Below are 291 nucleotides of genomic sequence, written 5' to 3'. Positions count from 1 at the left end.
GGAGCAACAACACGCCTCCCACCCCACACAGGGGCCAGGGAAAAACGGGCCTGTTGTCTCAAAGCCCAATAGTGTGTTCAGCAGTTTCATCACCAGCGATTTCCCACGCCGGCTCAACGTTTGTCTATGCACCCACCAGAAACCCACTACAGATCCCTGACTGAAATATCCCAACCGCACTACTCCCACAGTCGCGGGGGCGGGGGAATCAAAATGGTGCTCCTTAGAAAGGAGGTGATCCAGCCGCACCTTCCGGTACGGCTACCTTGTTACGACTTCGTCCCAATCGCC

1 rRNA gene is annotated in these 291 nt (G+C 56.4%); it reads right to left on the bottom strand.

The window, feature by feature from the left end:
* Positions 1 to 227: 227 nt before the first annotated feature.
* Positions 228 to 291: ribosomal RNA gene (locus ACZY08_RS29745) — 16S ribosomal RNA — on the bottom strand; the annotation flags it as partial.

This window comes from Mycobacterium sp. IDUB_9, from assembly GCF_055419505.1.
This window is presented reverse-complemented; position numbering and strand designations above follow the sequence as displayed.